This window comes from Streptomyces sp. NPDC001544, assembly GCF_042894285.1.
Taxonomy (GTDB): domain Bacteria; phylum Actinomycetota; class Actinomycetes; order Streptomycetales; family Streptomycetaceae; genus Streptomyces.
Window position 1 is genome coordinate 317,708 of sequence record NZ_JBIAVN010000007.1, and the last position, 18,393, is coordinate 336,100.

Here is an 18,393-nt window from a genome sequence, read left to right on the forward strand (position 1 = left end):
CCACCTTCGGCCGGTGGCGAGAGCGGAACCAGTGCCCTCCGCGACGGTAGGACGGCCAGTACCAGGCACGGGCGCCGTCCGGCGGACACAATGGTCGGGTGGACGAGACCCTGGGCACGGCGTTGCGCCGCTGGCGCGACCGGCTTTCTCCTGTGGACGTCGGGCGGACCCCGCGGCCGGGACGACGTGCGGTGGGGTTGCGGCGCGAGGAACTCGCCGAGCTCGCGGGGCTGTCGGTCGACTATGTGGTGCGCCTTGAGCAGGGGCGGGCCACGAGCCCTTCCGCGCAGGTCGTCGCGAGCCTGGCCAGGGCGCTGCAGCTGGAGCCCGTGGAGCGCGATCACGCCTACCGGCTGGCCGGCCTCCTCCCGCCACAGGCGGGGACGATCTCCACGCACGTGCCGACGGGGGTCCAGCGGATGCTCGCCCGCCTCGGGGAGTTCCCCGTGGGCGTGTTCAGCGCCGACTGGACCCTGCTGTCCTGGACCCCCGCGTGGGCGGCGCTGCTGGGCGACCCCAGCGCCCGGACGCCCGTCGAGCGGAACCTGGTGCGGGCGGTCTTCGCCACGGGGCCCTCAGGACTCGCGGCCTGGCCCGTGCTCAAGGACGGCGACACCCTGAGCCCCGCCCTCGTCGCCGATCTGCGCACCGCCCTCGTCGACCACCCCCGCGACCAGGGACTGATCGACCTCGTCGCGGAAATGCGTTCCACCAGCGCGGAGTTCGCCCGGCTGTGGGACGAGGGCGCGGTCGGCCCGCACGTTTCGGCCCGCAAGACCGTCGTGCACCCCCAGGTCGGCGAGGTGACGTGCGACTGCGACGTGCTCACCGTCCCGGGCAGCGACATCCGCCTCGTCGTCTACACGGTGGCCGCGGGTTCCCTCGACGCCGAGAAACTGGAGTTCCTGCGGGTCACGAACGGCGTCCGCGCGAGCGGTTCCTGAGGGCCGGTTTCAGCTCGGTGCCGAGTGGCCGCGCGGCGTGCCGAGTTCCTGCAGCAGCCCGGGCAGCGCGACACCGATCGGCCGGCGTACGACCTCGTCCGCCCGGCTGTCGTAGGGGGTGGGTTCGGCGTTGACGATGATCAGCCGTGCGCCGTGGTCGGCGGCTAGGCCCGCGAGGCCGGCGGCGGGCTGGACCTGGAGGCTGGTGCCGACGGCGATGAACACCTGGCAGGCCTTGGTGATGGACACGGCCTCGCCGAGCACCACCGGATCGAGGCGTTCACCGAACATCACGGTGGCGGACTTGAGGATGCCGCCGCATTCGAGGCACGGGGGATCGTCCTCGCCCGCCTCGACCCGGGCCAGGGCCTCCTCCATGGGGCCGCGGGCGTGGCACCGCGTGCAGACCACGCTCCGGGCGGTTCCGTGCAGTTCGAGGACCTTGCGGGCGGGCATTCCGGCGAGCTGGTGCAGCCCGTCCACGTTCTGGGTGATCACGCGGACCGGGACGCCGGACTTCTCCAGCTCGGCGACGGCCCGGTGCGCGGCGTTCGGTTCGGCCTTCAGGGTCCGGTTCTGCCGCCGCATCTGCCAGGAGCGCCGCCGGATCTCCGGATCGCCCATGTAGTACTCGTACGTCACCAGCTTCTCGGCCTCGGGATCCCGCCGCCACAGCCCGTTCGGACCGCGGTAGTCGGGGATTCCGGAATCGGTGGAGATGCCTGCGCCGCTGAGTATGGCTACGAGAGGGCCGTTCATGGGCCGAGGGTAGGACGCCCGCCCGCCGGGAGGCGAGCGCATATCGCCCGGCCGCGGTGGACGGTCACGCCTCCTCCGGTCCCTTCGGCCGCCCCAACGTGCCGATCCCGGCGTACTGGGGCAGCGCCCGTACCAGGTCCGAGGGGAGGGCGATGCCGTCCTCGGTGGACGGGTCGACCGCCAGCCACAGATCGTCCTGGGGCCAGCTCACGGCCAGCTCGACGACCGGGACCCGGATCGCCGTGTCCGGGTCGGCCCCGGCCGCGGCCAGCGCGTCGTCCGACGTGAAGACGGGGACGTACCGATTGCCGTCCTGCTCGATCACGGGCAGGGCGAGCGCGCCCTCGGGCGGCTGCTCGCCCTCGGGCGGCACCGCCTGCGGCACGAGGGCGATACTGTTCGCGAGATCGATCAGCGCGGCCTGGGTGTCCTCGGCCGCGGCGGTCGCGTCGACCGGTGCGTGGTCGTCGGGGTGCGGTGTGCTCATGGGATCGGCCTCCTCCACTTCATGGCGCTCGCGGGTGTGCGCGCCTGGCGGCCCGAGTCCCTGCCCAGCATGCCCTTCAAACCGGGTTGGGTCGACAAATGGGATATATCACCTGGCCGGTCAGCCGACGCGACGGCCGTTCTCCAGCTCCGCCGTGCCGGACCCCGACACCAGGACGTCCAGGGCGGCGAGGACGCGGCGCCCCAGGGCGCCGGGCAGGTGGGCGGTGAGTTCCTCGCGGGGGACGAGACGCCAGGACAGGAGCTCCTCCTCCTGCAGGCGGATCGCCTTGAAGTCCTCCTCGGCGAGGACACCGCCGTCGTAGAGGTACGCCACCAGCGGCGGGCGTTCCGCCGTCCCGTGCACCCAGTCCACCGCCAGCAACCGGCCCGGTTCCACGTCGAGCCCGATCTCCTCCAGCGTCTCGCGGCGTGCGCCCTGGCGCGGTGTCTCCCCGTCGTCCGACTCGACGGTCCCGCCCGGCAGGGCCCAGCCCTCGCGGTAGTTCGGCTCGACGAGCAGTACCCGGCCCTCGGCGTCCCGGAAGAGGGCGGCGGCGCCGGAGAGGACACGCGGCAGTCCGGCGATGTACGCGGCGAAGTCTTCGGTGCTGGTCATTCAGGCAGGGTAACCGGCTGCCGGTGCCTCGAACCCCGCCGTCGCCAGGCGCAGGGTGCGTTCCGCCAGCGCACTGATCCGCACACCGTCGAAGCCGAACACCGCACTGCGGACCGTGTCCCGCAGCGGGTCCTTCCACTGCGCCGGGATGGCCGCCGCACCGTTCAGGACCCCGGCCACCGAGCCCGCGGTGGCGCCGTTGGAGTCGGTGTCCAGGCCGCCGCGGACGGTGAGGGCGATGGTGCGGGTGAAGTCGCCGTCGCCGTAGAGCAGGCCCGCGGTGAGGACGGCCGCGTTCGGGACGGTGTGGATCCAGCCCAGCCCGCCGGTCTCCTCGCCCAACGTGGCGAGGGTGTCCTCCCACGCCAGCCCGGTCTCGTGCAGGGTGGCGACCCGGCGGACGGTACGGGCCAGGCGGCAGCTCGCCGGGACGACGGTGAGCGCGGTGTCCAGGGCGTGCCGTACGGTCGGGGCGGTGAACGCGGCCGAGATCAGCGCCGCCGCGAACATCGCCCCGTACACGCCGTTGCCGGTGTGGGACAGCACCGCGTCCCGGCGGGCCAGCGCGGCGGCGCGGCGGGGCGCGCCCGGACTGGTCCAGCCGTAGACGTCGGCGCGGATCAGGGCGCCGATCCACTCCTGGTACGGGTTGTGGTGCGTGGCCGTCAGCGGGGGTTTCAGCCCGTCGGCGAGGTTGCGGTAGGCCGCCCGCTCCGCCGTGAACGTCTGCAGGTACGGCAGCCGCAGCAGCCACAGGTCGCCCACCTGCTCGGTGCTGAAGTCGAAGCCGTGGGTCTCCAGCAGGTGCAGTCCGAGGATCGCGTAGTCGACGTCGTCGTCGCGGCAGCTGCCGTCGATGCGGCCGCGCACGCACTGGCGCCACTCGGGGCGCAGCGCGAGGCCGTCGCTCTCGTCGGCGGGTTCGGGCAGATAGTCGGTGAGCGGCAGGGCGGCGGCCCGCCGCAGGTAGCGGTCGATGCGCTCGCGCGTCCACACCTCACCCTGCTCGACGGGCTTGCCCAGCATGTTGCCGGCGATCCGGCCCACCCAGCCGCCGAGGATGCGGTCGGCGAGTTCCGGCTCGGTGCGCACAGCGGTCATGGCTTCAGATGTACCCGGTTTCCGCCGCGGACACAGCAGACCGTCAGGGGATCCCCAGGCTTCGGGCGGTGCATGACGGCGGGGCCGTCCTGCGGTTATGGTCGCAGCGGCGCGGCTGGCCCGACGTGCAACGGGCCCGGAAAGCAAGGGGAATGCAAGGTGGCGGACGCTGCAGTGGGCGGGACCCGAGGGGTGCTCGTCGCCGCGGACAAGTTCAAGGGCTCGCTGACGGCCGTGCAGGTCGCCGCGCGGGTGACGGCCGGCCTGCGCCGGGTCGTGCCGGGCCTGCGCGTGGAGGCGCTGCCCGTGGCCGACGGCGGTGACGGGACCGTGGACGCGGCGGTCGCCGCCGGGTTCGAACGGCGGGAGGTCCGGGTCGCGGGGCCGCTCGGGCAGGAGGTGACCGCCGCGTTCGCGCTGCGCGGCGGTACGGCGGTCGTGGAGATGGCCGAGGCCAGCGGGCTGCAGCGGCTGCCGGCCGGTGTCTTCGCCCCGCTCACGGCCTCCACCTACGGCTCCGGGGAACTGCTGCGGGCCGCGCTGGACGCCGGGGCGCGGACCATCGTGTTCGGTGTCGGCGGCAGTGCCACCACGGACGGCGGGGCGGGCATGCTGACGGCGCTGGGGGCGCGGTTCCTGGACGCGGACGGGGAGCCGGTGCCGCCGGGCGGGGGCGGGCTGGCCGGTCTCGCGAGCGCGGACCTCACCGGTCTGGACCCCCGGCTGTCCTCGGTCGAACTGGTGCTGGCCAGTGATGTGGACAATCCGCTGACCGGGCCGAAGGGGGCGCCCGCGGTGTACGGGCCGCAGAAGGGGGCCTCTCCGGACGACGTGGAGGCCCTGGACGCGGTGCTGGCGCACTACGCGCAGGTGCTGGAGGCGACGGTGGGGCCGCGGGCGGCGGAGTACGCGGCTGCCCCGGGCGCGGGCGCGGCCGGCGGCATCGGATACGGCGCCCTGCTCCTCGGGGCCGCGTTCCGCCCCGGCATCGAGGTGATGCTCGACGTCCTCGGCTTCGGCCCCGCGCTCGCGCGCGCCGACCTGGTGATCACCGGCGAGGGCTCCCTGGACGAGCAGACCCTGCACGGCAAGGCCCCCGCGGGCGTCGCCGCGGCGGCGCGTGCCGCGGGCAAGGACGTCGTCGCGGTGTGCGGGCGGCTGGCCCTGACGCCGGACGCCCTGCAGCGGGCCGGGATCCGCCGGGCGTACCCGCTGACCGGGGTCGAACCGGACGTGGCGAAGTGCATCGCCGAAGCGGGGCCCATCCTGGAGCGGGTGGCGGAGACGATCGCACACGACCACTTGACCTGACCGCTGCACCCCGGCGGGGGCTGCGTCCCCTGCGCCCCCGGTAGGGCCTCCCCTGCACCCCGGCGGGCCTCCGCCCCTGCACCCCGGCAAGGCCCGCGTCCCGCAGGCTCCGGTCAAGGGGGTACGCCGGGGCTGGTTAGGGGCCGGGTGACCTCTCAGTCGGCCGAGACGGGTGGTGGGTGGGCACAGGCCCGGGGGTCTGGGGGCGGAGCCCCCAGCAGGGGGCACGTGTACGCCGGCACGCAAAAGGCCCCGGACCAGAAAACGATCCGGGGCCCACGCCAGCGCGAGCGCTACGGCAGCTGCGCCGCCCGCGCCTCCCGCCGGTTGTCGCGGAAGTTGTTCACCCGGCGAGCCGTGGCGAACAGCGGGATCACCGCGCCCGTGACGAGCTGCAGCGCGCAGCCGGTCTGGAGGAGGAGCTGGCCGCTGGGGGCGTCGAAGGCCCAGGCCGCCAGCAGGCCCATCGACACGACGATCCAGGACAGCATCGCCACCGCGAGGCGACCCCGCGGCTTCGGGTACTCGACCCGGCTCACCATCAGCCAGGCCGTGCCCAGGATCGCCAGGAGCGTCGCCACGAAGGGCAGCTCGAGGAGCACGATCGAGACCACGGTCAGCGCACCGAACGGGGAGGGCATGCCCTGGAACATGCCGTTCGGTACCGTCACGCACGAGAAGCGCGCCAGCCGTAGCACCACGGCCAGCAGCACCACGATCGCCCCGACCGCCGCGACTCTCTGGTGGGCGTCGTCCGCGACCATGCCGTAGACGAGGACGAAGTACGCCGGCGCCAGCCCGAAGCTGATCAGGTCGGAGAGGTTGTCCAGCTCCGCACCCATCGGCGACGACCGCAGCTTGCGCGCCACCAGGCCGTCGAACAGGTCGAACACCGCCGCGCACAGCATCAGGATGACCGCCGTGGCCGCGCTGTGGCGGGCCATGCCCGTCTCCTGGTCACCCGTGAGGTGCGGGATCAGGATGCCGGTGGTGGTGAAGTACACCGCCATGAACCCGCATGTGGCGTTGCCGAGGGTGAGGGTGTCCGCTATCGAGAGGCGGAGAGAGAGGGGCATCTCCTCCTCGTCGTCCACCTCGTCGGGGCCCGGCACCCAGCCGGCCTGCGTCTCCGGATCAATCACGGTCAATGCGAGTCACCCCAGCCACGGTCTTCTGGCCGACCTCGACCGCGACCTCCACGCCCTCGGGCAGGTAGAGGTCGACACGCGAGCCGAAGCGGATCAGACCGATGCGGTCGCCCTGCTCGACCTTCGTCCCCTGCGGGATGTACGGCACGATACGGCGGGCCACCGCGCCGGCGATCTGGATCATCTCGATGTCGCCGAGTTCGGTGTCGAAATGCCAGACTACGCGCTCGTTGTTCTCGCTCTCCTTGTTGAAGGCGGGAACGAAGCCACCGGGGATGTGTTCGACCGACGTCACCGTGCCCGAAAGGGGCGCGCGGTTGACGTGAACATTGAGCGGGCTCATGAAGATCGCGACGCGGGTGCGCCCGTCCTTCCACGGCATGATGCTCTGCACCACACCGTCGGCCGGCGAGATGACCCGGCCCTGGGTGATCTCGCGCTCGGGGTCGCGGAAGAACCACAGCATGCCCGCCGCGAGCGCGGTGGCGGGCACGGCGACGGCCTTGGCGGCGCCGGAGCGGCGCGCGCGGGCCAGGCTGAGGGCTGCGGTGGCGACGGTCGGGAGAAGCCACGGCGATGCTCCGCGCGCAAGGCGTACGCCGGCTCGGCTGTCGCGAGGTGCAGAGGTTTGGCTGTGGGGCATGGATGACCTTCGTAGCGGATGATGCCGCGCTGGAACGGGGGACGGCGGCTTTCCCGGGATCGTACCGGTCGCGGGCCACAACTGGGCAAGCCAGGAAGCCGAGTCGGCGGCAGAACAGCGTTTACGGGGTGTGATCTTCTTCTCGAAGAAAACACCCCGCACCCGGACAATCAGCCTTGGAACCGATACTCCTCGAGCAGCCTGCGACCGATGATCATTTTTTGGATCTCGGCGGTACCTTCACCGATCAGCAGCATCGGGGCCTCGCGGTAGAGGCGCTCGATCTCGTACTCCTTGGAGAAGCCGTAGCCGCCGTGGATCCGGAAGGCGTCCTCCACGACCTCCTTGCAGTACTCGGAGGCGAGGTACTTCGCCATCCCAGCCTCGAGGTCGTTACGCTCACCGGAGTCCTTTTTGCGTGCCGCGTTGACCATCATCGCATGCGCGGCCTCGACCTTGGTAGCCATCTCCGCGAGCTTGAACTGGATGGCCTGGTGCTGCGCGATGGGCTTGCCGAAGGTGTGCCGCTGCTGGGCGTACCGAACGCCCAGCTCGAAGGCGCGCTGGGCGACACCGCAGCCACGCGCCGCCACATTGACGCGCCCGACCTCCACGCCGTCCATCATTTGGTAAAAACCTCGGCCGGTGACGCCGCCGAGCACCCGGTCGGCCGGAATCCGCAGACCGTCCATGATGAGCTCGGTCGTGTCGACGCCCTTGTAGCCCATCTTGTCGATCTTGCCCGGGATGGTGAGGCCGGGCCGGACCTCGCCGAAGCCGGGCTCCTTCTCCACCAGGAAGGTCGTCATCGACTTGTGGGGCGCCGTACCCTCGGGGTGTCCTTCGTCACTTCGGACCAGGACGGCGACCAGGGACGACGTACCGCCGTTCGTCAGCCACATCTTCTGGCCGTTCAGGACGTACTCGTCGCCGTCCTTCACCGCCTTCGACGTGATCGCCGACACATCGGAGCCGAGTCCCGGCTCGGACATCGAGAACGCGCCCCGGATGTCGCCGGCCGCCATCCGGGGGAGGAAGTGGTCCTTCTGCTCCTGCGTGCCGTGCTGCTTGAGCATGTACGCCACGATGAAGTGCGTGTTGATGATGCCGGAGACCGACATCCAGCCGCGGGCGATCTCCTCCACGCACAGGGCGTAGGTCAGCAGCGACTCGCCCAGGCCCCCGTACTCCTCGGGGATCATCAGACCGAACAGGCCGAGTTCCTTCAGCCCGTCGACGATCGCTTGCGGGTACTCGTCGCGGTGCTCCAGCTCGGTCGCGACAGGAATGATCTCCTTGTCGACAAAGTCCCGTACGGTGGAGAGGATCTCCTGCTGGATGTCGGTCAGACCGGCGGTCTGGGCGAGACGGGCCATGCCTACTTCTCCTGCTGCTCGGGTTCCGGGCGGCCCGGCTGCTCGCCGCCGCGCTCCTTGATGTACGTCTCGGTCGGCACCATCACCTTGCGGCGGAAGACGCACACGAGGGTGCCGTCCTGCTTGTAGCCCTTGGTCTCGACGTGGACGATGCCGCGGTCGTTCTTGGACTTCGACGGCCACTTGTCGAGCACGGTGGTCTCGCCGTAGATGGTGTCGCCGTGGAAGGTCGGCGCCACGTGCTTGAGCGACTCGATCTCCAGGTTGGCGATCGCCTTGCCGGAGACGTCCGGGACGGACATGCCGAGCAGGAGGGAGTAGATGTAGTTCCCGACGACGACGTTCTTGCCGAAGTCCGTCGTCTTCTCCGCATAGTTCGTGTCCATGTGGAGGGGGTGGTGGTTCATGGTGAGGAGACAGAACAGGTGGTCGTCGTACTCCGTGACCGTCTTGCCCGGCCAGTGCTTGTACGTCGCCCCGACCTCGAACTCCTCGTAGGTGCGTCCGAACTGCATGGCCGTCACGCCTCCGGGATCTCGAACTTGCCGGTGCGCTGCATACCCGCCGCCCGGCCCTTGCCCGCGATGACCAGCGCCATCTTGCGGCTGGCCTCGTCGATCATCTCGTCGCCGAGCATCGCGGACCCCTTCTTGCCGCCGGCCTCGGACGTGTAGTAGTCGTACGCGTCCAGGATCAGCTCGGCGTGGTCGTAGTCCTCCTGCGACGGAGAGAAGATCTCGTTCGACGCCTCGACCTGGCCCGGGTGCAGCACCCACTTGCCGTCGAAGCCGAGGGCGGCGGCGCGCTGGGCGACCTCGCGGTAGCCGTCGACGTTGCGGATCTGCAGGTAGGGGCCGTCGATCGCCTGGAGGTTGTTGGCGCGGGCGGCCATCAGGATCTTCATCAGGATGTAGTGGTAGGCGTCCGCCGGGTAACCGGGCGGCTGCTCGCCCACGACGAGGGACTTCATGTTGATGGAGGCCATGAAGTCGGCCGGGCCGAAGATGATCGTCTCCACGCGCGGGGAGGCCTGCGCGATCTCGTTGACGTTGTTCAGGCCCTGCGCGTTCTCGATCTGCGCCTCGATGCCGATCCGGCCGACCTCGAAGCCCATCGTCTTCTCGATCTGGGTCAGCAGCAGGTCCAGCGCGACGACCTGCTGGGCCGACTGCACCTTCGGCAGCATGATGCAGTCGAGGTTCTGGCCGGCGCCCTCGACCACCGTGACGACGTCGCGGTAGGTCCACTCGGTCGTCCAGTCGTTGACCCGCACGACCCGCGTCTTGCCCGTCCAGTCGCCCTCGTTGAGGAACTTGACGATGGTGTGCCGCGCCTCCGGCTTGGCGAGCGGCGCGCACGCGTCCTCCAGGTCGAGGAAGACCTGGTCCGCCGGGAGGCCCTGCGCCTTCTCCAGGAAGCGCGGGTTGCTTCCCGGTACCGCGAGACACGAGCGGCGGGGACGCAGACGGTTGACTGTCATGCGGGGACCTCCAGGGGGTCGAGCTGGTTCGCTTTCCGGATCTCGTCGACGATGCGGCCGATGATTCCGGTGATGTCGAAGTCCTTCGGGGTGAACACGGCGGCCACGCCCGCGGCCCTCAGCTGTTCGGCGTCACCGCCTGGGATGATGCCACCTGCGATCACCGGTATATCTGTGGCACCGGCCACACGGAGCCGCTCCAGCACGTCCGGCACCAGCTGGGCGTGCGAACCGGACAGGATCGACAGGCCGACCGCGTGCACGTCCTCGGCGAGGGCCGCGTCCACGATCTCCTCAGGCGTCAGCCGGATGCCCTGGTAGACCACCTCGAAGCCGGCGTCACGGGCCCGTACGGCGATCTGCTCGGCGCCGTTGGAGTGCCCGTCCAGGCCGGGCTTGCCGACCAGGAAGCGCAGCTTGCCCACACCCAGGTCGCGGGCGGTGGCGTCCACCCGGGCGCGGACGTCGGCGAGGGCCGAGCCGGCCTCGGCGGTGACGGCCACCGGCGCGGAGGAGACCCCGGTCGGTGCCCGGAACTCCCCGAACACCTCGCGCAGCGCCCCCGCCCACTCGCCGGTGGTGACCCCGGCGCGGGCGCACTCCAGGGTGGCCTCCATCAGGTTGTCGGTGCCCTTGGCGGCCTCCTTCAGCTTCTCCAGCGCCTTGCAGGGACGCGGATGGTTGAAGGGCGGCTGGTACCGCGTGTCGCGCCACTGCTGGAGCGAGGCGATGACCCGGGCCTCGACCGCCGGGTCGACGGTCTGGATCGCGGTGTCCAGGTCGGCCGTCAGCGGGTTCGGCTCGGTCGTCTCGAAGACGTTGACGCCGACGATCTTCTCCTGCCCGGACTCGATCCGGGCCCGGCGCTCGGCGTGCGAGGCGACCAGCTGCGACTTGAGGTAGCCGGACTCCACGGCGGCCATCGCACCGCCCATCTCCTGGATGCGCTCGATCTCCGCGAGGGACTCCTCGACGAGCTCGCCCACCTTCGCCTCGATGACCTTCGAGCCCTCGAAGATGTCCTCGTACTCCAGCAGGTCGCTCTCGTGGGCGAGCACCTGCTGGATGCGCAGGCTCCACTGCTGGTCCCAGGGCCGGGGAAGACCCAGCGCCTCGTTCCAGGCGGGCAGCTGGACGGCACGCGCGCGTGCGTCCTTGGAGAGGGTCACGGCCAGCATCTCCAGGACGATCCGCTGGACGTTGTTCTCGGGCTGCGCCTCGGTCAGCCCGAGGGAGTTCACCTGGACGCCGTAGCGGAAGCGGCGGTGCTTGGGGTTCTCGATGCCGTACCGCTCCCGGGTGATCCGGTCCCAGATGCGTCCGAAGGCCCGCATCTTGCACATCTCCTCGACGAAGCGGACGCCCGCGTTCACGAAGAAGGAGATACGGCCGACGACGTCGCCCATGCGCTCCTGCGGCACCTGCCCGGAGTCGCGCACGGCGTCCAGCACCGCGATCGCCGTCGACATCGCGTACGCGATCTCCTGGACCGGCGTGGCGCCCGCCTCCTGCAGGTGATAGCTGCAGATGTTGATCGGGTTCCACTTCGGTATGTGGGAGACCGTGTACGCGATCATGTCGGTCGTCAGGCGGAGCGACGGCCCCGGCGGGAACACATGGGTGCCCCGGGACAGGTACTCCTTGACGATGTCGTTCTGGGTCGTGCCCTGGAGCTTGGTGATGTCCGCGCCCTGCTCCTCGGCGACGACCTGGTAGAGCGCCAGGAGCCACATGGCCGTGGCGTTGATCGTCATCGAGGTGTTCATCTGTTCCAGGGGGATGTCCTGGAACAGACGGCGCATGTCACCGAGGTGCGCGACCGGCACACCGACCCGGCCGACCTCGCCGCGGGCGAGGATGTGGTCGGAGTCGTAGCCGGTCTGCGTGGGCAGGTCGAACGCGACCGACAGGCCGGTCTGCCCCTTGGCGAGGTTGCGCCGGTACAGCTCGTTGGACGCCTCGGCGGTGGAGTGACCGGCGTACGTGCGCATGAGCCACGGCCGGTCCTTCTGACGCTCAGTCATCTATGCCTCCGCGGTACTCAGATGTTCCGGAAGCGGTTGATGGCGTCGACGTGCTGCGCGCGCTTCTCCGCGTCGCGCACGCCCAGGCCCTCCTCGGGCGCCATGCACAGGACGCCGACCTTGCCCTGGTGGAGGTTGCGATGCACGTCGTAGGCCGCCTGACCGGTCTCCTCCAGGGAGTAGACCTTCGACAGCGTGGGGTGGATCTTGCCCTTGGCGATGAGGCGGTTGGCCTCCCAGGCCTCGCGGTAGTTGGCGAAGTGGGAGCCGATGATCCGCTTCAGCGACATCCACAGGTAGCGGTTGTCGTACTCGTGCATGTAGCCCGAGGTCGAGGCGCAGGTGGTGATGGTGCCGCCCTTGCGGGTGACGTACACAGAGGCGCCGAAGGTCTCGCGGCCGGGGTGCTCGAAGACGATGTCGATGTCCTCGCCGCCGGTGAGTTCGCGGATGCGCTTGCCGAAGCGCTTCCACTCCTTCGGGTCCTGGGTGTTCTCGTCCTTCCAGAACTTGTAGCCCTCGGCGTTGCGGTCGATGATCGCCTCCGCGCCCATCGAGCGGCAGATCTCCGCCTTCTGCGGACTGGAGACGACACAGATCGGGTTGGCGCCGCCGGCCAGCGCGAACTGGGTGGCGTAGCTGCCGAGGCCGCCGCTCGCACCCCAGATGAGCACGTTGTCGCCCTGCTTCATGCCGGCGCCGTTGCGGGAGACCAGCTGGCGGTAGGCGGTGGAGTTCACCAGGCCCGGGGCGGCGGCCTCCTCCCAGCTGAGGTGGTCGGGCTTGGGCATCAGCTGGTTGGACTTCACCAGCGCGATCTCCGCGAGACCGCCGAAGTTGGTCTCGAAGCCCCAGATGCGCTGCTCGGGGTCGAGCATGGTGTCGTTGTGGCCGTCGCTCGACTCCAGCTCCACGCTCAGGCAGTGCGCGACGACCTCGTCACCGGGCTTCCAGGCGTTGACGCCGGGGCCGGTGCGCAGGACGACGCCCGCGAGGTCGGAGCCGATGATGTGGTACGGCAGGTCGTGGCGCTTGGCGAGCTCGTTGGTGCGGCCGTAGCGCTCCAGGAAGCCGAAGGTCGACAGCGGCTCGAAGATCGAGGTCCACACCGAGTTGTAGTTGACCGAGGAGGCCATGACGGCCACCAGGGCCTCGCCCGGGCCGAGCTCGGGCAGTGGCACCTCGTCGAGGTGGATCGACTTGCGCGGGTCCTTGTCACGGGTCGCGAGGCCCGCGAACATCTCCGTCTCGTCCTTGTGCACGGTGATCGCGCGGTACGACTCGGGGAGCGGCAGAGCGGCGAAGTCGGCGGACGTGGCGTCCTTCGACTGGATCGCGTCCAGGATGTCCTTCACGGTCACGGTGTTGCCTCCGGCGGTGAGCGCCCTGAGGGAGGGGCGCTGAGGGTTCGTCGGTGCTGCGATGAGTGCTGCTGAGGGGTGGGTGAGGGGTGCCGTCGGTTCGGCGGTGGTGTTTCGGCAGCGCTTTGTGGCGCGGGAGGTTGCCTGTGACGCAGGCGTCCGGGCGCGCAGGCCGTCCGGCTTGCGGGGACAGCCCACGCGCGAAAGGTCGCTGCGCGCCGGCCGCCCGGACTTCCTTCAACGTATGACACCCCGTGTCAGGTCGCAAGGCACTGAGTGCCAGAACTTGCTCTCACCTGAAATCTTTACGTAACAAATGAGCGATGATCGATCGAACGGCCCCTGAAATGCACGCGAAAACATGCCCTGACATGCCAAAACGGCCACCCTTGGGGGTGGCCGTCATCACAGGACGGGGGAGAGCCCGGAGGGCGCTCAGCGCTCCTTGAGGGCCTCCTCGATGGTCCGCATGACCTCGTCCAGCGGGGCGTCGGTCCGGGCGACCGTCACCAGCACCTCGCCGTGCGGGGACACCGTGGCGGGGACCGCCGCCGGCTGCGGGGCGGCGCCGCGCCCGGCCCCGATGCCGGTGCCGAAGGTCTTCCGCACGATCGCGAAGGCGTGGTCGAGCTGGGCCTCGACATCGCCCTGGCCGCCGGCCCTGAGCCAGCGGCGCAGCACATGGTTGTGGGCGGTCACCACGGCCGACGCGGCGACCTCCGCGAGCAGCGGGTCGTCGTTGGCGTCGTCGTCGTGCGCGTGCTCGTCGAAATGGCCGAGGAGGTAGCGGGTGAAGAGGCGCTCGTAGCGGGCCACCGACGCGATCTCCGCCTCGCGCAGGGTGGGCACCTCGCGGGTGAGCTTGTAGCGGGCGACCGAGATGTCCGGCCGGGCCGCGTACATCTTCATGACTTCCTTGATGCCGCGGCACACGGTGTCGAGCGGGTGCTCGTGCGCGGGGGCGGCGTTGAGGACCGCCTCGGCACGGATCAGCGTGTCGTCGTGATCGGGGAAGATCGCCTCTTCCTTGGAGCGGAAGTGGCGGAAGAAGGTGCGGCGCGCGACCCCGGCCGCGGCGGCGATCTCGTCGACGGTGGTCGCCTCGTACCCCTTGGTCGCGAACAACTCCATCGCGGCTGCCGCCAGTTCTCGGCGCATCTTGAGCCGCTGGGCGGCGGCACGGCCGCCTGCGGCACTTTCCGGCGCGTCGGGCGTAGCTGGTGTACGGGAGGACTTGGCGGGCTGGGACATGCCCCGAACGTACTGCATGTGCGCAGCTCGATGCGTGGATCCCGGGTTTCCCCCGCCCTGGAGGGGAGGGGGAGACGTGGGCCGGGCGGGCGGGGGAGACGCAGGCCGGGCGGGCGGGGGAGACGCGGCCGAGTCGAGCAGTCCGCCCCAGTCGCCGGGACGGTCAGCGGCGGGCATGTTCGCGGAAGCCCCGGCCGGTCTTGCGGCCGAGGCAGCCCGCGGCCACCAGGTGCTCAAGGAGGGGCGCCGGGGCCAGTCCCGGGTCGCGGAACTCCCGGTGGAGCACCTTCTCGATCGCCAGGGAGACGTCGAGCCCGACCACGTCCAGGAGCTCGAAGGGCCCCATGGGGTAGCCGCCGCCCAGCTTCATCGCCGCGTCGATGTCGTCCAGCGACGCGTAGTGCTCCTGCACCATCTTCACCGCGTTGTTGAGGTACGGGAACAGCAGCGCGTTCACGATGAAGCCCGCACGGTCGCCGCAGTCCACCGCGTGCTTCCTGATCTTCGCGCAGACCTCGCGGACCGTGGCGTGCACGTCCTCGGCCGTCAGTACCGTACGGACGACCTCCACCAGCTTCATCGCCGGCGCCGGGTTGAAGAAGTGCATGCCGATCACGTCCTGCGGACGCGAGGTGGCCCGGGCGCAGGCGACGACCGGCAGTGAGGAGGTCGTGGTCGCCAGGACCGCGCCCGGCTTGCACACCTTGTCAAGCGTCGCGAACAGCTGGCGCTTGACCTCCAGGTCCTCGGCGACCGCCTCGACGGCCAGGTCCACGTCCGCGAAGGCGTCGTAGGAGCCCGCCGCGGTGATCCGGTCCAGGGTCCCGGCGGCCGCCTCGGCGGTCAGCCTGCCCTTGTCGACCGAGCGGGCCAGGGACTTGCCGATACGGGCCTTCGCGGCCTCGGCCTTCTCCTCGCTGCGGGCGGCCAGCACGACGTCGTACCCGGCCTTGGCGAAGACCTCGGCGATACCGGACGCCATGGTGCCGGAGCCCGCCACGCCGACGGAGCGGACCGGCCGGCCGGGAGTCCCGGAGCCGGCGGAGCCGGGCGTCAGCGCGTCCGGCACGACGGTCGCGCTGCCCGGCGCCTCGTACGTGTAGAAACCGCGCCCCGACTTCCGGCCGGTCAGGCCCGCCTCGGCGAGCTGCTTCAGGATCGGGGCGGGGGCGTGCAGCCGGTCACGGGACTCGGCGTACATGGCGTCCAGGACGGTGCGCGCGGTGTCGATGCCGATCAGGTCGAGCAGGGCGAGGGGGCCCATCGGCAGGCCGCAGCCGAGCCGCATCGCCGCGTCGATGTCCTCACGGGAGGCGTACTTCGCCTCGTACATCGCGGCGGCCTGGTTGAGGTAGCCGAACAGCAGGCCGTCCGCGACGAAACCGGGGCGGTCGCCGACCGCGACGGGCTCCTTGCCGAGGTCGAGGGCGAGGTCGGTGACCGCGGTGACGGCCGCCGGCGCGGTCAGCACGGAGGAGACGACCTCGACCAGCCGCATCGCCGGGGCCGGGTTGAAGAAGTGCAGGCCCAGCACGCGCTCGGGGCGGGCGGAGTCGGCGGCCAGACGGGTCACGGACAGGGCGTTGGTGCCGGTCGCAAGGATCGCCTCCGGCCGCACTATGCCGTCGAGCGCCCGGAAGATCTGGTGCTTGACCTCGTACGACTCGGGGGCCACCTCGATGACCAGGTCGGCGTCCGCGGCGGCCGTGAGGTCGGTGCCGGTGCGCACCCGGCCGAGGAGGTCCGCGCGCTCCTGCTCGGTGAGCTTGCCGCGCCGCACGGCGCGGGCGGTGGAGGACTCCAGCGCGGCGAGGGCCCCGGCGGCCTGGGTCTCGCTGATGTCGATGCCGATCACCTCGCGGCCGGCCTTGGCGAGGACCTCGGCGATGCCGGTGCCCATGGTGCCGAGACCGACGACGGCAATGGTCTTGAGCGGGGACAGAGGGGTGTCGGACAGGGGAGTGGCCATCGCGGACTCCAGGAATGAGGGTGACGACGAAAGCGCGCCGGGTGCGCCGAGGGGCGCACACCGGGGCGTGCAGAGCTGCGTGAGTGCGGGTGCCGACCGGGCTGCTGAGCGCACACGCCCGGTGCCGTCGCGGCGGGCGCGAGCGCCCGGGGAAACGGCGGATCCGACCGGCTCTGTCCCGAAGCCGGGTCGTACTGCGGTACACGATGTACCGAACCGACCAGCGCTCACGACGGCCGCGTCACCAAACCGTCGCAAGCGGATGTGCGAGTGGGTAACTCGCTCGTCTGAGCTTAACCGGCGGGTAACGAGCGCGCCAGCCCCCTGAGTTTGTGATGTAGCTCCCTCTCGTCCGCTCACACCCCTACCCTGGGCTTCGTGGACGAAGAGTTGCGATCGCTCACGGAGCGTCTACGACAGGAGTCCGGGGGCTCGGCGGCGTACGAGCGCCTGGTGGCCACGGACGACCTCGACGAACTGGCCGAGGTGCTCACCGCGGCCGGGCAGCCGTTGTGGGCCAGGGAGTTGGCCGCGTTCCGGCTGGGGTTGGCCGGCGACCGGCGGGCCTTCGAGTCCCTCGTGCTGCTCCTCAACCACCGCGACCCGCCGCGCTGCGCCTCCGCCGCCCACGCCCTGGCCCGCCTGGGCGACCCGCGCACCGCACGCGCCGCCGCCGCGCTGGCCACCAACGAACTGCGCGTCGCCTACGCCCTGCATCCCGTGCGGCTCCTGGTCGAACTGCGCGCCCCCGAGTCCGTACCCGCGCTGATCACCACCCTGGAGCGGCGGCTGCGCCCGCACGACCCCTACCGCCGGGTGGCCCTCGCCTGTGTGGAGGGGCTCGGCGTGCTCGAGGACGCCCGGGCCAGACGCGTGCTGAACGAGTCCCTGGCGCATCCCGCGCTCGCCGAGGCGGCGGTGCACGCGCTGGCGCGGATCCCGCAGCAGCGGTGAGCCCGGGTCAGCCGGCCGCCTGCCGCACGTACCGCACCTCGGGCACCTCCACCCCGTCCACCTCGAAGGGCTCCTCGGCGCCGTCCGCGCGGAACCCCGCCCGCTCGTAGAAACGCCGGGCGGGAGCGTTCTCCTTCAGGACCCAGAGGAACATCCGCGGGCGCCCGGCGGCGGCGCACCGCCGCAGCGACTCCTGGAGGAGCGCCCGGCCGATGCCGGTGCCGCAGTGCCGACTGTCGACGTAGATCGCATACAGTTCACCGTCGTCGGTGTACGTCTCCCCCTCCCGGTACGGGCCGAGGGCGGCCCACCCGAGGACCTCGCCGTCCCGCTCGGCGACCAGGTTCACCAGCCTCCCGTCCCTCTGCCGGAACCGGGCGCGCAGCCGCTCAGCGTCCCGGGCGACGCTGAGCGCGTCGAGGTACGACTGCGGCATCAGTCCCCGGTAGGCGGTCTGCCACCCCCCGATACGGATCTCGGCGACACGGTCGCAGTCGGCGAGGGTCATCTTCCGGACCAGCGTCCCGCTCACCGGGCCACCACCGCGAACGCCTCGATCTCCATCAGGAACGCGGGCGAGACCAGCGCGGCCACCTGCACGGCCGAGGCGGCCGGCAGCCGGTCGTCGGGTATGCGCGCGGCGCGCGCCGCCCGGATCGCGGGCAGGTACGCCATGTCCGTGACGAAGTAGGTGAGCTTGACGACGTCCTCGAACGTCGCTCCGGCGGCGGCCAGGCAGCGACTGAGGTTCTCGAACACCTGGCGGGCCTGGGCCTCCGGGTCGCCCTCGCCGACGAGCCTGCCGTCCTCGTCGAGGGCCAGCTGGCCGGAGACGGCGACGAAACGGCCCGTGCCGATGACGACATGGCTGTACTGGGCGGCGGGGGCGACGCCGTCGGGGGCGGTGATCCTGGTCGGTCCGGTCATGCTGCCATGATGGATCATGGGACCGGCGCCGCTCCCGACG

At 71.0% G+C, this 18,393-nt stretch carries 18 protein-coding genes; 3 read left to right on the plus strand and 15 right to left on the minus strand.

Features of this window, described 5'->3' with window-relative positions:
- Positions 1–98 precede the first annotated feature (98 nt).
- Complete coding sequence (locus ACFY0F_RS20820; protein ID WP_388796016.1) at positions 99–944, plus strand: helix-turn-helix transcriptional regulator; 846 nt, start codon at positions 99–101, stop codon at positions 942–944.
- 9 nt (positions 945–953) lie between these two features.
- On the opposite strand, the gene ACFY0F_RS20825 is transcribed toward ACFY0F_RS20820, so the two are convergent.
- From ACFY0F_RS20825 to ACFY0F_RS20840, 4 genes are all read right to left on the minus strand, one after another.
- Complete coding sequence (locus ACFY0F_RS20825) at positions 954–1,703, minus strand: NAD-dependent deacetylase (RefSeq protein WP_388796019.1); 750 nt, start codon at positions 1,701–1,703, stop codon at positions 954–956.
- Between the two features lie 64 nt (positions 1,704–1,767).
- Positions 1,768–2,190 (minus strand): SseB family protein, encoded by a 423-nt coding sequence (locus ACFY0F_RS20830; RefSeq protein ID WP_388796021.1) that lies wholly within the window; start codon positions 2,188–2,190, stop codon positions 1,768–1,770.
- A gap of 120 nt (positions 2,191–2,310) precedes the next feature.
- Entirely contained in the window at positions 2,311–2,808 is a 498-nt protein-coding gene (locus tag ACFY0F_RS20835) for an NUDIX domain-containing protein (RefSeq protein WP_388796024.1), read from the minus strand.
- The gene (locus ACFY0F_RS20840; RefSeq protein WP_388796026.1) at positions 2,809–3,909 is read right to left on the minus strand and encodes an ADP-ribosylglycohydrolase family protein; all 1,101 of its coding nucleotides are present in this window, start codon (positions 3,907–3,909) and stop codon (positions 2,809–2,811) included.
- Between the two features lie 159 nt (positions 3,910–4,068).
- Between ACFY0F_RS20840 and ACFY0F_RS20845 the strand changes: the two genes are divergently transcribed.
- Positions 4,069–5,220, plus strand: a complete 1,152-nt coding sequence (locus ACFY0F_RS20845) for a glycerate kinase (protein ID WP_388796029.1) — start codon at positions 4,069–4,071, stop codon at positions 5,218–5,220.
- Between the two features lie 293 nt (positions 5,221–5,513).
- Here ACFY0F_RS20845 and pssA read toward each other — a convergent pair whose 3' ends face one another.
- The 9 genes from pssA to ACFY0F_RS20890 form a co-directional block, all read right to left on the minus strand.
- The gene (pssA, locus tag ACFY0F_RS20850) at positions 5,514–6,332 is read right to left on the minus strand and encodes a CDP-diacylglycerol--serine O-phosphatidyltransferase (protein ID WP_388796259.1); all 819 of its coding nucleotides are present in this window, start codon (positions 6,330–6,332) and stop codon (positions 5,514–5,516) included.
- A gap of 22 nt (positions 6,333–6,354) precedes the next feature.
- Entirely contained in the window at positions 6,355–7,011 is a 657-nt protein-coding gene (locus ACFY0F_RS20855; protein WP_388796032.1) for a phosphatidylserine decarboxylase, read from the minus strand.
- Between the two features lie 170 nt (positions 7,012–7,181).
- Entirely contained in the window at positions 7,182–8,387 is a 1,206-nt protein-coding gene (locus tag ACFY0F_RS20860; RefSeq protein ID WP_388796035.1) for an acyl-CoA dehydrogenase family protein, read from the minus strand.
- Between the two features lie 2 nt (positions 8,388–8,389).
- Complete coding sequence (locus tag ACFY0F_RS20865) at positions 8,390–8,902, minus strand: MaoC family dehydratase (RefSeq protein ID WP_388796038.1); 513 nt, start codon at positions 8,900–8,902, stop codon at positions 8,390–8,392.
- A gap of 5 nt (positions 8,903–8,907) precedes the next feature.
- On the minus strand, positions 8,908–9,867 hold the full coding sequence (locus ACFY0F_RS20870) for an HpcH/HpaI aldolase/citrate lyase family protein (RefSeq protein ID WP_388796040.1): 960 nt from the start codon (positions 9,865–9,867) through the stop codon (positions 8,908–8,910).
- The gene (locus tag ACFY0F_RS20875) at positions 9,864–11,891 is read right to left on the minus strand and encodes a protein meaA (protein WP_388796043.1); all 2,028 of its coding nucleotides are present in this window, start codon (positions 11,889–11,891) and stop codon (positions 9,864–9,866) included. Before ACFY0F_RS20875 ends, ACFY0F_RS20870 begins: the two co-directional genes overlap by 4 nt.
- A gap of 17 nt (positions 11,892–11,908) precedes the next feature.
- Positions 11,909–13,252: a crotonyl-CoA carboxylase/reductase gene (gene ccrA / locus ACFY0F_RS20880; protein ID WP_388796046.1), complete on the minus strand. Its 1,344-nt coding sequence runs from the start codon at positions 13,250–13,252 to the stop codon at positions 11,909–11,911.
- Positions 13,253–13,687: 435 nt separating this feature from the next.
- Positions 13,688–14,503 (minus strand): TetR family transcriptional regulator, encoded by an 816-nt coding sequence (locus ACFY0F_RS20885; protein WP_388796049.1) that lies wholly within the window; start codon positions 14,501–14,503, stop codon positions 13,688–13,690.
- A 163-nt stretch (positions 14,504–14,666) separates the two neighbouring features.
- Positions 14,667–16,472 (minus strand): 3-hydroxyacyl-CoA dehydrogenase family protein, encoded by a 1,806-nt coding sequence (locus ACFY0F_RS20890; RefSeq protein WP_388796053.1) that lies wholly within the window; start codon positions 16,470–16,472, stop codon positions 14,667–14,669.
- A gap of 378 nt (positions 16,473–16,850) precedes the next feature.
- On the opposite strand from ACFY0F_RS20890, the gene ACFY0F_RS20895 reads away from it, so the two are divergent.
- A complete protein-coding gene (locus tag ACFY0F_RS20895; protein WP_388796056.1) occupies positions 16,851–17,426 on the plus strand; it encodes an adenylosuccinate lyase in 576 nt (191 codons plus the stop codon).
- Between the two features lie 7 nt (positions 17,427–17,433).
- Here the strand turns inward: ACFY0F_RS20895 and ACFY0F_RS20900 are convergent, their stop codons facing one another.
- Both ACFY0F_RS20900 and ACFY0F_RS20905 read right to left on the minus strand, forming a co-directional pair.
- Positions 17,434–17,934 carry a GNAT family N-acetyltransferase gene (locus ACFY0F_RS20900; RefSeq protein WP_388796261.1) on the minus strand — a complete coding sequence of 167 codons (501 nt, stop codon included), beginning with the start codon at positions 17,932–17,934 and terminating at the stop codon, positions 17,434–17,436.
- A 20-nt stretch (positions 17,935–17,954) separates the two neighbouring features.
- Positions 17,955–18,353: a RidA family protein gene (locus ACFY0F_RS20905; RefSeq protein WP_388796059.1), complete on the minus strand. Its 399-nt coding sequence runs from the start codon at positions 18,351–18,353 to the stop codon at positions 17,955–17,957.
- Positions 18,354–18,393: the final 40 nt, after the last annotated feature.

Bases quoted from the DNA above. Each gene is read 5' to 3' on its own strand.
- ACFY0F_RS20825 (WP_388796019.1), bottom strand. From the start codon at position 1,703: ATGAACGGCCCTCTCGTAGCCATACTCAGCGGCGCAGGCATCTCCACC.
- ACFY0F_RS20830 (WP_388796021.1), bottom strand. From the start codon at position 2,190: ATGAGCACACCGCACCCCGACGACCACGCACCGGTCGACGCGACCGCC.
- ACFY0F_RS20835 (WP_388796024.1), bottom strand. From the start codon at position 2,808: ATGACCAGCACCGAAGACTTCGCCGCGTACATCGCCGGACTGCCGCGT.
- ACFY0F_RS20840 (WP_388796026.1), bottom strand. From the start codon at position 3,909: ATGACCGCTGTGCGCACCGAGCCGGAACTCGCCGACCGCATCCTCGGC.
- ACFY0F_RS20855 (WP_388796032.1), bottom strand. From the start codon at position 7,011: ATGCCCCACAGCCAAACCTCTGCACCTCGCGACAGCCGAGCCGGCGTA.
- ACFY0F_RS20860 (WP_388796035.1), bottom strand. From the start codon at position 8,387: ATGGCCCGTCTCGCCCAGACCGCCGGTCTGACCGACATCCAGCAGGAG.
- ACFY0F_RS20865 (WP_388796038.1), bottom strand. From the start codon at position 8,902: ATGCAGTTCGGACGCACCTACGAGGAGTTCGAGGTCGGGGCGACGTAC.
- ACFY0F_RS20870 (WP_388796040.1), bottom strand. From the start codon at position 9,867: ATGACAGTCAACCGTCTGCGTCCCCGCCGCTCGTGTCTCGCGGTACCG.
- ACFY0F_RS20875 (WP_388796043.1), bottom strand. From the start codon at position 11,891: ATGACTGAGCGTCAGAAGGACCGGCCGTGGCTCATGCGCACGTACGCC.
- ACFY0F_RS20885 (WP_388796049.1), bottom strand. From the start codon at position 14,503: ATGTCCCAGCCCGCCAAGTCCTCCCGTACACCAGCTACGCCCGACGCG.
- ACFY0F_RS20890 (WP_388796053.1), bottom strand. From the start codon at position 16,472: ATGGCCACTCCCCTGTCCGACACCCCTCTGTCCCCGCTCAAGACCATT.
- ACFY0F_RS20900 (WP_388796261.1), bottom strand. From the start codon at position 17,934: ATGACCCTCGCCGACTGCGACCGTGTCGCCGAGATCCGTATCGGGGGG.
- ACFY0F_RS20905 (WP_388796059.1), bottom strand. From the start codon at position 18,353: ATGACCGGACCGACCAGGATCACCGCCCCCGACGGCGTCGCCCCCGCC.